The 12,517-nt window shown below is 67.2% G+C and carries 11 protein-coding genes; 7 read left to right on the top strand and 4 right to left on the bottom strand.

Going from position 1 to position 12,517, the window contains the following annotated elements:
* Window positions 1–4: 4 nt before the first annotated feature.
* Both LH19_RS00940 and bla read right to left on the bottom strand, forming a co-directional pair.
* Entirely contained in the window at window positions 5–1,669 is a 1,665-nt protein-coding gene (locus LH19_RS00940) for a M28 family metallopeptidase (protein ID WP_054724119.1), read from the bottom strand.
* 76 nt (window positions 1,670–1,745) lie between these two features.
* Window positions 1,746–2,624 carry a subclass B3 metallo-beta-lactamase gene (bla, locus tag LH19_RS00945; protein ID WP_054732806.1) on the bottom strand — a complete coding sequence of 293 codons (879 nt, stop codon included), beginning with the start codon at window positions 2,622–2,624 and terminating at the stop codon, window positions 1,746–1,748.
* A gap of 95 nt (window positions 2,625–2,719) precedes the next feature.
* On the opposite strand from bla, the gene LH19_RS00950 reads away from it, so the two are divergent.
* The gene (locus LH19_RS00950) at window positions 2,720–3,604 is read left to right on the top strand and encodes a LysR family transcriptional regulator (RefSeq protein ID WP_054724121.1); all 885 of its coding nucleotides are present in this window, start codon (window positions 2,720–2,722) and stop codon (window positions 3,602–3,604) included.
* Here LH19_RS00950 and LH19_RS00955 read toward each other — a convergent pair.
* The gene (locus LH19_RS00955; protein ID WP_054724123.1) at window positions 3,591–4,436 is read right to left on the bottom strand and encodes a GGDEF domain-containing protein; all 846 of its coding nucleotides are present in this window, start codon (window positions 4,434–4,436) and stop codon (window positions 3,591–3,593) included. The genes LH19_RS00950 and LH19_RS00955 overlap by 14 nt on opposite strands.
* Before the next feature lie 231 nt (window positions 4,437–4,667).
* On the opposite strand from LH19_RS00955, the gene pip reads away from it, so the two are divergent.
* Together pip and LH19_RS00965 are read left to right on the top strand one after the other, a co-directional pair.
* The gene (pip, locus tag LH19_RS00960) at window positions 4,668–5,759 is read left to right on the top strand and encodes a prolyl aminopeptidase (protein WP_054724125.1); all 1,092 of its coding nucleotides are present in this window, start codon (window positions 4,668–4,670) and stop codon (window positions 5,757–5,759) included.
* A 34-nt stretch (window positions 5,760–5,793) separates the two neighbouring features.
* Window positions 5,794–6,942 (top strand): aminotransferase class I/II-fold pyridoxal phosphate-dependent enzyme, encoded by a 1,149-nt coding sequence (locus LH19_RS00965; protein ID WP_054724127.1) that lies wholly within the window; start codon window positions 5,794–5,796, stop codon window positions 6,940–6,942.
* A gap of 13 nt (window positions 6,943–6,955) precedes the next feature.
* Here LH19_RS00965 and LH19_RS00970 read toward each other — a convergent pair whose 3' ends face one another.
* Entirely contained in the window at window positions 6,956–7,615 is a 660-nt protein-coding gene (locus LH19_RS00970) for a TetR/AcrR family transcriptional regulator (protein ID WP_054724129.1), read from the bottom strand.
* Window positions 7,616–7,742: 127 nt separating this feature from the next.
* Between LH19_RS00970 and LH19_RS00975 the strand changes: the two genes are divergently transcribed.
* The 4 genes from LH19_RS00975 to LH19_RS00985 all read left to right on the top strand — a co-directional run bounded on the left by LH19_RS00975 (window position 7,743) and on the right by LH19_RS00985 (window position 12,124).
* The gene (locus LH19_RS00975) at window positions 7,743–9,746 is read left to right on the top strand and encodes a prolyl oligopeptidase family serine peptidase (protein ID WP_054724130.1); all 2,004 of its coding nucleotides are present in this window, start codon (window positions 7,743–7,745) and stop codon (window positions 9,744–9,746) included.
* A gap of 209 nt (window positions 9,747–9,955) precedes the next feature.
* A complete protein-coding gene (locus tag LH19_RS28325) occupies window positions 9,956–10,117 on the top strand; it encodes a hypothetical protein (protein ID WP_158514378.1) in 162 nt (53 codons plus the stop codon).
* Window positions 10,118–10,244: 127 nt separating this feature from the next.
* On the top strand, window positions 10,245–10,769 hold the full coding sequence (locus LH19_RS00980; RefSeq protein ID WP_054724132.1) for a hypothetical protein: 525 nt from the start codon (window positions 10,245–10,247) through the stop codon (window positions 10,767–10,769).
* Window positions 10,769–12,124, top strand: a complete 1,356-nt coding sequence (locus LH19_RS00985) for a DNA-packaging protein (protein ID WP_234716043.1) — start codon at window positions 10,769–10,771, stop codon at window positions 12,122–12,124. The genes LH19_RS00980 and LH19_RS00985 overlap by 1 nt, the downstream gene beginning before the upstream one ends.
* Window positions 12,125–12,517: the final 393 nt, after the last annotated feature.

A 12,517-nucleotide genomic window follows, 5' to 3' on the forward strand; every position in this document is an offset into this window, starting at 1 on the left:
GCCGCTATTTCCGCGCCGCTGCGCTTGCGTCGCGGATCGCCTTGAACTCGCTGCCGGGCTTCCATTCGGGCCAGCGCGCCGAACGGGCGAGTTCGTTGCCCATTTCGTAAAACAGCGCGATATCCTGCACCGCGCCATCGAGGTTCCAGTCGCTGCCCCAGGCGTCGCACGCCTGATGATAGCATTTGCCCGTATAGTCATCGACCCACTTCTGGCCGGCCGGCTTGCCGCCGTCGACGAGGTCCGAGGCGCCCGCGATGCCCATCATCAGGAGGACGGGGACGCCGCGCTTGGCAAGGCTGAAATGGTCGGCGCGGTAGAAAAGGCCGCGTTCGGGCAGGCTTTCGGGTGTCACCGTGCGGCCCTGCGCGGCGGCGAAACGCGCGAGATCGTCCTCGAGCGTGCCCTGTCCCTTGCCGACGAGGACGACGTCCTTCGCGCGTCCCGCGGTCTGGAGAATATCGAGGCCGAAGTTCGCGACCGTCTTTTCGGCGGGAAAGAGCGGGGCCTGCGCATAGGCTTCGGAGCCGAGCAGCCCGCGTTCCTCGGCGGTCCAGAAGGCGAAGGCGACGGTGCGGTCGGGCGGCGGCGCGGCCTTGAACAGCCGGGCGATTTCGAACAGCCCGGCGACGCCGAGCGCGTCGTCGTTGGCGCCGGCGCGATAGATGCGGCCCTCTGCGTCGGGCGCGCCTTCGCCATAGGCGTCCCAGTGGGCGCCATAGATCACCACCTCGTCGGGACGTTTGGCGCCGGGGATCTTCGCGAGGACATTCTGACTCTGCACCACCTCGTGCGTCACGGGAATCGCAGCGGTGAAGCCGGTGCCGAGATCGACGGGCCGGAAATTCTTGCGGCGCGCGGCGACGCGCAGCTTGGCCAGATCCTGTCCGGCAGCGGCGAACAGCTTTGTCGCGGTTTCGCCCGAAATCCAGCCTTGCAGCGCGAGGCTGGTCAGCTTGTCGGGGGTGCGGACGATGTCGTAATTCTCGCCGCCGGGACTGGTGACGACGTTCCAGCCGTAGCCGGCGCCGTCGGTGTCGTGGACGATCAGCGCCGCGATCGCGCCGCGGCGCGCCGCCTCCTCGAACTTGTAGGTCCAGCGGCCGTAATAGGTCATCGTCCGGCCGCCGAACTTGCCGAAGGCATCCTCGCCCTTGGTCGCGACGAAATCGGGATCGTTGACGAGGAAGACCGCGACCTTGCCCTTCAGATCCTGTCCCTTGAAATCGTCCCAGCCGCGTTCGGGGGCGCTGACCCCGTAGCCGACGAAGACGAGCGGGGCGTTCGCGACCGCGACGCGGTCGTTCGGCTGGAGCGAGGAGAGGTAGATGTCGGTGCCCGCCGCGAGCGGGGTTGCGACACCCTTGCGGTCGAATTGCAGCGTTTCCGCCGTGCCGAGGCGGGTGTGGAGCAGGGGCACGGGCTGGGTCCAGCCGCCGCCGACGCCTGCGGGTTCGAGCCCGAGCGCCTGCAGCCGCCCGATCAGGTAACCGATCGTCCGTTCCTCGCCCACCGTGCCCGGCGCGCGACCCTGAAACTGGTCGGCAGCGAGGGTGCGGACGGTCTGGGCGAGATTGTCGGCGCTGATCGCCGGGGCGGGAGCGGTTTCCGCGATGGCCGGTGCGGCGATGGCGGCAAGAGAGAGCGCGGCGAAAAGGCGAAGGGACATCAAGAGGATTGGCTCCGGCTGGGGGGAGCCGCTGGCCTAGCATGACGACGCGCGGCGGCGCCACCGCCAAGTCGGATCAGGGCCGGGTCGCGGCCTTCTCTTCCGCGATTCGTTCGGCAAGCGCGCGGCGCGAGCGGTCGGCATAGGCACGGCAGGCGCCCGGCCGGGCGTTGAATCGCGCGCCCTCGATACCGGCATTGCCGGGGTGCGCGGCGATGAGGATGTCGCAGGCAAGCGCGTCCATCGTCCGGTAGCTTTGTGCGAAGCCTGCGACGATCGGCGCGCTGGCCGGCGCCGTGTAGCGATAGCCGTCGGCCGACACGGGGTTGAGGCTGGACGCGAAGACGATCGTGCGGCAGCGTTTCGCTTCGCAGGCTGACCAGCTCCAGCTCATGCTGCCCATCGTGTGGCCGGGGGTGGCATGCGCGGTGACGACGGTCTTGCCGAGACGCAGCGTTTCGCCGTCGGCGATGGTCCGCACCCGCGCGACGGGCGGGAAGCGCATGTCATAGGCGAGTTGGGGATCGTCGGCAGCGGGACCGCCCGACCGCAGCGCTTCGGCGCCGCGCACGCTCGCGACGACACTTGCCCCGGTATCGCGGGCGAGCGCGGCGATGCCGCCGGCATGATCGGCATGCGGTTCGGTGCTCAGAATATATTTGATGTCTTCGGGCCGGAAGCCGAGCGTGCGGACATTGGCGAGGATCGCGGAGGCCGACTGGGGGAGGGCGCCGTCGACGAGGATCAGGCCGTCGCCGGTGTCGATCAGCGCGACGCTGAGTCCGCCGAAGCCGACAAGATAGCTGTTGCCGAAAAGCTTTTCGGGCGGCCGCGGTTCGATCCATTCGGCGCTGTTCGAGGTGACAATCGGCCGGGTCAGCGGATCGTCGCCGGGCTCGAAACTGCCGCCCGCCGCCGCGACGAGCCAGGTTAACAGACCGATGGTTGCGATCATCTTCACTCTCCCTTCGCCATCGGGATGCCCGAGCGGCGGCGGTCGGACAAAGCATCAATTCTCGACAAAGCCATGAATTCATCTCATGATAGATCATGGACCGCGCCCAGCTACCGCTCAACGCGCTGCGCGCTTTCGAGGCAGCGGCGCGGCACCTGAACTTCACCCGCGCCGCGATCGAATTGTGCGTGACGCAAGGGGCGGTGAGCCATCAGGTCGCGCAACTCGAACAGCGGCTCGGGACGCGGTTATTCCACCGACTGCCGCGCGGGCTGGCGCTGACCGACGATGGGCAGGCGCTGGTGCCGGTGCTCGGCGAGGCGTTCGACCGCGTCGCGGCGACGCTGGAGCAATATGCCGGCGGGCGGTTTCGCGAGGCGCTGAAGGTCGGGGTGGTCGGCACCTTCGCGATCGGTTGGCTGTTGCCGCGCATGGAGGCCTTTGCCCGCGCGCACCCGCACATCGACCTCAAGCTGTCGACGAACAACAACCGCGTCGACCTGGCGGGCGAGGCGCTCGACTATGCGATCCGCTTCGGCGACGGCGCCTGGCACGCGACCTGGGCCGAGCCTTTGGTCGAGGCGGCGATGGCGCCCGTTTGCGCGCCCGCGATGGCGGCGCGGCTGAAGACGCCCGCCGACCTTGCGCGTGCGCCGCTGCTGCGATCGTACCGCGCCGACGAGTGGGCACGCTGGTTCGCGGCAGCCGGGGTCGAGGCACCGCCGCCGCGCGGCGCGGTGTTCGACAGTTCGGCGCTGATGGCGGCGGCCGCCGCCGCCGGGATCGGCGCGGCGCTGGTCCCGGTTTCGATGTTTGCGCGCGAACTGGCCACCGAAACGCTGGTGCAGCCGTTCGCGGTCACCATCGATGCCGGCCGTTACTGGCTGACGCGGCTGCTGTCGCGCCCCGAGAGCGAGGCGATGCAGAGCTTTCGCGGCTGGCTGGCGGCCGAGATCGCCGATGACTCTAGGCGGTCATGATGAGGTTCCGGCCGCCTTCCTTGGCAGCGTAGAGCGTCTGGTCGGCGCGGCGCGTCGCCCCCGCGAGGTCGGCATAGCCGCGAACCTGTGCGAGGCCGCACGAAAAGGTCACCCTCCGTCCCCCGACAGTGAAGGCGGCATTGCGGCGCATCACCGACTGCAACCGGCCCAATATCTCGCGCGCCTGCCGCGGCGAGGTGCCGGGAAAGAGGACGATGAACTCTTCGCCGCCCCAGCGTGCCGCGATGTCGGAGCGGCGGAGCGAGGCGGAGAGATAATCGGCGAAGTCGGTCAGGAGCTGGTCGCCGCGATCATGGCCATGGTCGTCGTTCACCGCCTTGAAATGATCGAGGTCGAGCATCGCGATCGTCGAATAGCTGTCGTCGGCGAGGATCGGTGCGACCGTATCGAGGAAGCCGCGCCGGTTGCGCAGCCCGGTCAGCACGTCACGTTCGGCCGCATCCTTGAGCTGCTCGATCCGCCGCGCGGTCTCGTTCGCCGCCTGCGCGACGCCGTGCAGCAATTGGCCGACGAGATCCTCGCCGCCGACAGGGACGGGGCCGACGCGGCCGCCGCGCTGCACCGTCTGGAGCATGAGGGTGGCGCGGCGGATCGGCATCAACAGCTCCGACACCGCGAAGATCGCGCCGATGGTGCCGAGCAGGGTCGCGGCGAGGAGGACGCCGAACAGCGATCCGTCCCATTCGCTGCGCCAGCTCAGCAGGACGATACACCCGACGAGCGGCAAATGGACCGCGACGAAGCAGATCGCGAGGATGCGGCGTTCATAATGGCGGGGAAAGAGGAACCGCGTGGCTTCATAGAATCGCATAAGATCTCCATGCACCGGCCCCCCTCGCGAGGCGAAGCCAGCCGAACAACGTTTCCCGAAGGTTAAGGGGCTAAGCATCTGCGGCGAGCCGTGATGCCACTGCCGACAAGCTGTTGAGAACAGGCCATTGATTCCGAAAGAACGGGCATGGATGGGGTGCGGGCTGGACAAGTGGGGAAGGGAAGCTAAGCCCTGCCCGACTGGCGGCAACGCCGTGCTGAGGAGGTACCCATGGATTTTTCGCGGTTGCAGGCATCGAGCAAGATCGGCGACGACTGGGTCTATCCGCAGCCGCCATGCCTGAACTTCGGCTGGCTCGAGGTCGATATCGATCCCGCGCATCGCATCTATTGGGAGGAATATGGCAATCCGGCGGGCGAGCCGGTGATGTTCCTCCACGGCGGTCCCGGCGGAGCGTGTGCGCCCGCGATGGCGCGCTTTTTCGATCCGAAGCGCTATCGCGTCATCCTGTTCGACCAGCGCGGGTGCGGCAAGAGCGAGCCCAATGTCGCGTCGGCGGGGCCTGCGGTCGCGCTGGCGAAGAACACGACCGCCGACCTGATCGGCGACATCGAGAAGCTGCGCGACCATCTGGAGATCGGCGGGCGCATGCACATATTCGGGGGGAGTTGGGGGAGTACGCTGGCGATGGCATATGGCATCGCGCATCCCGGGCATTGCGCCAGCCTGGTGCTGCGCGGGATCTTTCTGGGAGCGGCGGAGGATCTGGCGTATCTTTATCAGGGCAATGCCGCGACGTGGGAGCGCGACCCGTTCGCGATGACCGCGCCCGGCGCCTATATCAAATATCCCGATGAGTGGCGCGCGCTGCTGGAAATCCTGACGCCCGACGAGCGGCGCGACGTGATGGCATCGTACAAGGCGATTTTCGACATGGTGCCCGCGACCGCGGCCGAGAAGGAAAAGCAGCTCGCGGCGGCGCTGGCGTGGTCGCTGTGGGAAGGCCAGATTTCGAACATGATCCCCGAGGAAACCGACACCGGCAAATTCGGCGAGGCCGATTTCGCGCTCTGCTTTGCGCAGATCGAGGCGCATTATTTCGCCAACCAGCTGTTCCTGCCGGCGGGGCATTTCTTCGGCCATATCGGGACGCTCGCGTCGATCCCGGTGCATATCGTCCACGGCCGCTTCGACGAGGTCTGCCCGCTGACGCAGGCGTCGCGGCTGGTCGCGGCGCTGCGCGATGCGGGGCGCGAACCCGCGACCTTTGTGATGACCAACGCCGGGCACAGCGCGATGGAGCGCGAAAATGCGCTGGCGCTGACCGCGATCATGGACGGTCTGCCGGCGCTGGCGGCATGACGGACGGCGCGAGCCGGATATAGGGGAAGACGACGTGGTTGCAGCGATCGAACCGTTTCACGCGATAGCCATCAGCCGGATGGCGCACGAGCTGGCCGCCGAGGGGCGGTCGATCATCCATATGGAGTTCGGGCAGCCGTCGACCGGCGCCCCGGCGGCGGCGATCGCGCGGGCGCACGAGGTGCTCGATTCGGATGCAATGGGATATTGGGAAAGCATCCCGCTGAAGGACCGCATCGCGCGCCACTATGCCGAAGCATATGGCGTGCGCGTCGCGCGCGAACAGATCATCCTGACCTGCGGCGCCTCGCCGGCGCTGGTGCTGGCGCTGACCTCGCTGTTCGAGCCCGGCGACCGCCTCGCCTTCGCGCGGCCCGGCTATGTCGCGTATCGCAACACGGCGAAGGCGCTGTACCTCGACGCGCACGAAATCGAGTGCGGTCCGGCCGAACGCTTCCAGCTCAGCGCGGCGGCGATCGCGGCGCTCGACCCCGCGCCCGCCGGGATCATCGTCGCCAGCCCCGCCAACCCCACCGGCACGATCATTGCCCGCGACGAGCTGGCGGCCATCGTCGACGTCTGCCGGAGGCGCGGCATCCGTATCGTTTCCGACGAGATATACCACGGTCTGAGCTACGCCGAGCCGGCGGCTTCGGTGCTCGAATGGGACAGCGAGGCGGTTGTCATCAACAGCTTTTCCAAATATTTCAGCATGGCGGGCTGGCGCCTCGGCTGGATCGTCGCGCCGGCCGGGCTGATCGACACGGTGCGCGCCCGGATGGGCAGCCTGTTCCTGACCCCGCCTTCGCTGGCCCAGCACGCGGGCCTGGCGGCGTTCGATTGCGGCGGCGAACTGGCGGGGCATGTAGAGACCTATGCGCGGAACCGCGCGATCATGCTGCGCGCCTTGCCCGCGATGGGGCTGCGCGAGATCGCGCCGCCCGACGGTGCCTTTTATATCTATGCGAATGTCGCGCATCTGACCGACGACAGCCTCGCTTTCTGCGCCGAGCTGCTGGCCGATACCGGCGTCGCCGCGGCGCCGGGGATCGATTTCGACCCGGTCGACGGCGGAAAATTCATTCGCTTCAGCTTTGCGGTGTCGACCCCGCTGGTCGAGGAAGCGATCGAGCGGATGGCGCCGTGGTTCGCGGCGCGGACGGAAGCGATGATGGCGGGTTGAGCGCCGGCGGCACTCAGGTGCGTGCTGCGCTTTTGTTCACGATGAGCTGTTCGATCCCGGCCAGCACGATCGCCAGCCCGTCGTCGAAGAGTTGCCGGTCGCTGCCGAAGAGTTGCGCCACGGCGGTCATCTGGTCGGCGACATCGGCACTGAAATAGTCGGCCAGCATGGCGCGCGTCTCTTCGGGCGAATATTTGTCGACCGGATTGGCGTGCGCCGATTCGCCCCGGCATACCGCCCAGTTGCTGACCACGATGTTGGCGCGCATCGCATCGGACGTCGTCCAGCCCAGTTCGCCCAGCCGGACAAAGGTCAGCCGCAGCAGTTGCAGGCCGACCCGCTTGGTCGCGACATTGGTGTCGATGAACGAACCCGGCCGTTCGCGGCCGAGCCGGTAGAACCAGAGCGCGACCTCGGTCAGCACCGCGCGCCAGCTCGCGGCCTGCATGATGTCGGGCAGCCCCATGTCCGCCACCGCGCGTTCGGTCAGCGCATCGAGCAGCGCCTGCCGCGCCGGGAAATAATAATAGAGCGTCTTCACCGAGATGCCGAGCGCTTCGGCGAGCGCGGTGAACTGCAGCTCGCCCGGCTCCCATTGTTCGGCGGCGTCGAGAATCTCGTCGCGCGTCACCTTGGGCGGGCGGCCCATCCGCTTGGTCGTCGTCGTGCTCATAGGCCCCTCTTATGCCCTCTTGACAGTTTTTGGAAGCCGGGAGAAAAGTACTTATTAGAAGTCGAGAGAAAAGTCGGATTCGGGATCGCGTGTCGCGCCGGATTTCGCCAGCAGAGGAAAGAGCAGCATGACCGATACGATCGCCCCCGCCGTGGAGAATCCCTTTGGCTGGATCGAGGATGACGGCGATGCCGCGGTGATCGAATGGCAGCGGCAGGCGAACGACAGGACGGTGGCGGAGCTGGCCGCTTCACCCAACGCCGCGCGCGTTGCCGCCGCGGTGAACGCCACGTTCGAGGATTTGTTCGCCGCGACCGCGCCCGAGCGGTTCGGCGACAGCTGGTTCCGCAAGGTCCAGATCGAAGGGCGCCCCAATCTGGTGCTGACGGTCGCGTCCAGCCCGACCGACGCGGAGCGGGTTCTGGTCGACCCGAGCGACCATGATCCGGCCGCGACGATCGCGATCTGCCATCCCTCGCCCGACGGGACGCTGCTGTTCGTAGGCATCAGCGTCGATCAGGCGGTCGCCTATCGCGTCCTGAGCGTCGCGGACGGCAGCGTCGTGCGCGAATTTCCATCGATCGCTGGTTATGCGCTGGGCGCGTGGGCGTACGATAACAGCGGCTTCTTTTATTCGGTCCTCGGCATGAAAACGCTCGCCGACGGTCAGGTCGCGCCGCAATATGACGTCTGGTGGCAACCGCTGGCGGGCGAAGCCGAATTGCAGCCTACCGAGCTCGACTTTCCCTTCGGCTGGCCGGTGATGTCGGCCGATGGCCGCTGGGTCTCGGTGATGGCCAACCAGACCGCGCCGCGCCCGCGCTGGATCAGGCGCATCGACGGCGGCGAATGGACGCGTGTGCTGGCCGAGGAAGGCGGGCCGGCCGGTTCGATGTACAAGGGGCGTTTCGTCGGCGACGAATATTGGGCGATCACCGACGATACGTCGGGCTGGTGCCGGCTGGTCGCCATCCCCGCCGACAGCTTCGACGACCCGTCGAACTGGCGCGAGCTGATCGCCGCCCGCGACGAGATCAAGCTGGTCTCGATCACCCTGTGCGGCGAGCATGTCGCGCTCACCACCATCGAGGGCGGGGTGATGCGGCTCAAGTCGCTCGACCGGCAGGGCCGCGACCTCGGCTATCCGCCGCTGCCCGGCGACGGTGCCTTCGGGCTGATGGGGTTTGGCTTTATCGCCGCGATCATGTCCGACGTCGTCGGTCCCGACGGCGATTCCTGTGTGTTCCTTCACAGCAGCCTGACCTCCGGCTGCGGCGTCTATCGTGCTGACCTTCGCGAGTTGACGGTTGAAGAGTTGGAGGCATCAGCGCATCCGCTGAGCGATCGTGAACTGGAGCGCCTGAGCGCGACCGGCCCGAACGGACCTGTCACCTATTGGGTGCTGCGCAAGCGGTCGACCCCGCTGGACGGCAGCGCGCCGACGATCGTCACCGGCTATGGCGGCTTCAATGCGCCGTGGATCCCGAGCTATTCGGCGATGGGCGCGGCGTGGACCGAGCTCGGCGGGCTGTGGGTCCATACCCAGCTGCGCGGCGGCGGCGAGCGCGACACCCAATTCTGGAACGAGGGGCGGATGCACCGCAAACAGGGCACGTTCGACGACATGTTCGCGGTGATCGAGGATATCCACGCGCGCGGTTTCGCGACGCCCGAGCGCACCGGAGTGACCGGTTCGTCGAACGGCGGCCTGCTCACCTGCGCGGTGTTCACCCAGCGTCCCGACCTGATCGGCGCGGCGGTCGCGCAGGTGCCGGTGTGCGATCTGGTCAATCTGGCGCGCGATCCGGTGCCGCTGAACATCGTCAAGGCGGATTATGGCGATCCGGCAATCCCCGAGGATGCGGCGGCGATGCGCGCCTATTCGCCCGTCCACCGCGTCCGCGCCGGCACGCCTTATCCCGCCTTGCTGTGCGACGCGGGGGCCGCCGACACCACCTGTCCGCCGTGGCACGCACGCAAGATGGTCGCGGCCGCCCAGGATGCGAACTGTTCCGACCGCCGCATCCGGCTGCGCGTCCGCGAAGGGACGGGCCATAACGCGATGACCCGCGAACTGTTCATCGAGCGCGACGTCGAAGAGCTGACCTTCCTCTGGGACGAGCTGGCTTGAGCGGCGAGGTTCGTCAGGAACGCTGTTGAAGCATCCGCCGGTGGAGAAGCCGGAGGGCAAGCAATTTCCCCGAATCGCCTGTTTGCGTTATGTTCGTTGCAAGCTGGCAGGCGGTTAGGCCGTATTAGTCCGGGGTACGCGAAAGCGTCGGCATCGGACATGCCAGCGGATATTTCCTGCCTGTGGGGGGCAAGGCCGTGGAAAAACACATGATCCTCGTCGCGGCGGACGTGACCGCGGAGGGACGGGACCAGCTTATCGTCGTCAGCGCAGAGAGCGAGGCGGACGCGCAACGCCTGCTGGAAGCCGAGTATGGCGTGGCGAACGTGGGCGACGTGATAAGCCTGTTCGAGGAGTTAGTAACCATATAGGTTATTTTCTATTGACATCGTCACGCTAATATGGCACAAGTGTCACATCATGAAGAATTGCGAGTCGGGCCGGCGGCCTTCCGATGCGGGAGGCTGTTCCGGCCCGATCGCATTTGGAGGTCGGGCGATGGTTGTGGCGACGGGCGATGGAGAGACGGGTGGGCGCGGATCGGGCAACGATGCCGTCGAACCGCAGTCGCGGCAGATAACCCCCCATCAGCTTCAGGTGTTTCTGGAGGCGCTGGCCGAAAGCTGTCATGTGCGCGCTTCGGCAGCGGTCGCGGGGTTCGCCCCGTCGGCGGCGTATAAGCTGCGGCGGCGCGACCCAGGCTTTGCCGAGGCATGGCAGGCGGCGCTGGAAAGCGGCTATGCGCGGCTGGAAATGGCGCTGGTCGAGCGTGCGATCCAGACGATCGAGGTCGCGCACGACGATAATCCCGACGCGATACCGGTCGTCGGTGCGATGACGGTCGCGCAGGCGATCGACCTGATGAACAAGCATCGCGCCAGCATCGAAGGCGGCCGAGCCAAGCGCGTTCGGCTGAATGCGCGGAGCCGGCCGACGGCCGAGGAGACCGACGCCGAAATATTGCGCCGCATCGCGATCATGGCGCAGCAGCGCGAGCGCGAGGCGGAAAAGGACGCGAAATAGTGCAGCTCGCGCGGTGGCTGGAGCGGCTGGAGTTGCGCGAGGACGAGACCATTGTCGACCGGCTCCTGGCGCTGTCGCCCGACGACCGGCAGCGCGTGTTGCGCGAGATCCCGCGCAAATATGTGCAGGAGCTGGACGAGCGTTGGTATCAGTGGGCGCATGCGGGGCAGCGCGAGCCGCCGGGCGACTGGCCCGTGTGGCTGATCCGCGCCGGGCGAGGGTTCGGCAAGACGCGGGCGGGTTCGGAATGGATCAGCGAAATGGCACGGCGCCTGCCGGGCGCCCGGATCGCGTTGGTCGCGGCGAACGAAAATGACGGAATGCGCGTGATGATCGAGGGACCCAGCGGGCTGCTGGCCGTCGCGCGGGCCGACGAAGCCCCGCAATGGCGACATCGGCTGCGCGAGCTGCATTTCGACAGCGGCGCGGTCGCGACCTTGTTTTCGGCGGCGGCGCCCGAAAATCTGCGTGGTCCCGAACATCATCTCGGCTGGTGCGACGAACTGGCGAAATGGAAGAAGGGCGGCGACGCGGGGTGGGACAATCTGATGCTGGGGATGCGGCTGGGTGAAAGACCGCGCGTGCTGGTGACGACGACGCCGCGCCCGGTGCCATTGATGCAGAAGGTCGCGGCTGTGCCGGGCTGCGTCACGAGTCTCGGCCGGACCGCCGAGAATCCGCACCTGCCGGCGAGTTTCGTGACGCATATGATCGCGCAATATGGCGGGACGCGGCTGGGGCGGCAGGAGCTCGACGGCGAATTGCTGGAGGATGTCGAGGGGGCGCTGTGGACGCGCGGGCTGATCGAGCGGTGCCGGATCGGCGCCGCGGACATCGGCAAGCCGGTACGCGTCGTGATCGGCGTCGATCCGCCGGCGACGGCGAACGGCGATGCGTGCGGGATCGTGGTGGCGGCTGAGCTCCGCGACGGGCGGCTCGCGGTCGTCGCGGATGCGAGCGTCGAGACGCCGCCGCCCGCGATATGGGCGCAGGCGGTGGCGGCCGCGGCGGCGCGCTGGAGCGCCGACCGGATCGTCGCCGAAAGCAATATGGGGGGCGAGATGGTCGAGGCGACGCTGCGCCAGGCCGACTGCACGCTGCCGGTGACGCCGGTGCACGCGAGCGTTGGCAAGGCGCGAAGGGCGGAGCCGGTCGCGATTGCATACGAGCGCGGGCGGGTGGTGCATGCGGGGGCGTTCGCGGCGCTGGAAGACGAGCTTTGCGGGTTGCAGGTGGGCGGCGGATATGCGGGGCCGGGACGGTCGCCGGATCGGGCGGATGCTTGCGTGTGGGCCCTGGCGGCGTTGCTGGAGGGGCTCAAGAAGGGGCGGGCGCCGGGGGTAAGGCGGGTTTAGGTCATCTTTGAGTGTGTATAATAATACACATTTAACTTGCGAGACGAAGGAGCCTATGCGAATCCAGAAATGTGGAATCCGTTCCGCAGGGTTGGCAGCCGCCCTACCGTTCACTCCGTGCTAGAAGTCGAACGAATACTGGCAAGGCCAGCGCCGAGTGTGAGCTCTTACCAGCTCCACTCGGCCGAACCGCCAGCGCCTATACTCACGCACAAAAACGCGCTGCATAAGCCACCTGCTTTCTGCATGCGGGGAAGAGCCCACGCTCCGGAAGGCCCGATGCCTCCGCGGCGTATCAGAGGCACGGTTCCGGTCAGAAAGCCGATAGGACGGCTGCCAAAGCCGTTCATAATCAAGTGAGAACAAATAGCCAACCATGAACATGGGCCATTT

This window comes from Sphingopyxis macrogoltabida (assembly GCF_001314325.1).
In the GTDB taxonomy this organism is placed as follows: domain Bacteria; phylum Pseudomonadota; class Alphaproteobacteria; order Sphingomonadales; family Sphingomonadaceae; genus Sphingopyxis; species Sphingopyxis macrogoltabida.